The 873-nt window shown below is 59.3% G+C and carries 2 protein-coding genes; both read right to left on the bottom strand.

The annotated features are described in order from the left end of the window. Positions 1-61: 61 nt before the first annotated feature. The gene (locus GVI59_RS18695) at positions 62-283 is read right to left on the bottom strand and encodes a hypothetical protein (protein WP_173575540.1); all 222 of its coding nucleotides are present in this window, start codon (positions 281-283) and stop codon (positions 62-64) included. Then, the coding region (locus GVI59_RS18690; RefSeq protein WP_242013225.1) for a hypothetical protein at positions 280-873 on the bottom strand (594 nt) is incomplete at its 5' end. The genes GVI59_RS18695 and GVI59_RS18690, both read right to left, overlap by 4 nt.

Below are 873 nucleotides of genomic sequence, written 5' to 3'. Positions count from 1 at the left end.
GTCCAGCCCATAGGTGCGAACCGGCGCATCAGATCGCGTATTGTTCGTGATGGAGCGCGGGTCATTGTGAGCGCGCTGCGGTGGTTTTCTCCACCAGCGCCCTCTGCACCTCAGTCAGCGGCACGCCCATACGCACCTGCGCCATCGCACACGCGACGTTCCAGTCACGCGGCTCCGGGTTCACTCCCGCCCGGGTGTTCTCGCTCAGGCAGTGCGGCCATGTTTCGTGGGTCATCCCTGATCGTACCACGCCGTTTCGCGGATTGGTACTGTTTTCGGTCACGCCGCAACCTCCCGCTTCCTGTCACCAAACGCGGGGTCCAACCATCCAATCTGCGGCGGCCCACGATGGCCTTTTTCAAACACGAACCATGCGTAGGCGATGGAGCCACTCTTCGCCGGAATTTCTTTTCCACCTGGAGGCATCGACACGCGCCGGGAGAAAACCCAAACACGAGCCAGCGGCGCAGACTGGAACCATTCGTAGCGTCGCATGCCTTCAAGGAACGCAAGTCGTAGGAGAACGCAGACGCGATCCTGCGTGAATTTCAGAGCGGTTTCGATGAAGTCCTGTGCCTGATCGTATGGCGGGTTGCTGATGACGGATGTTGGTTTTCCGCGTTTGAGAGCTCTATCAAACGATATTTCCTCAACCCAAACTGCCCGCTCGACAATATCGGTTCCACTCGCGAAGAGATCGTTATGCCACAACCGTCTGACGATATTCCCGGCACCACAGCACGGGTCCATCACCCGCCCCACAAACGGCCTCTCCACTGCAAGGAGCGCATCGGTCACCCACTCCGGCTCCTGATACCAATCGTCATCGTTACGCTCGTATCCAGACGCCCTCATCGCCCCATCCCCATCACC

Source organism: Acetobacter sicerae, from assembly GCF_011516765.1.
GTDB lineage: Bacteria > Pseudomonadota > Alphaproteobacteria > Acetobacterales > Acetobacteraceae > Acetobacter > Acetobacter sicerae.
The sequence above is the reverse complement of the archived record's forward strand: the minus strand, read 5'-3'. Positions and strand labels throughout refer to the sequence as shown.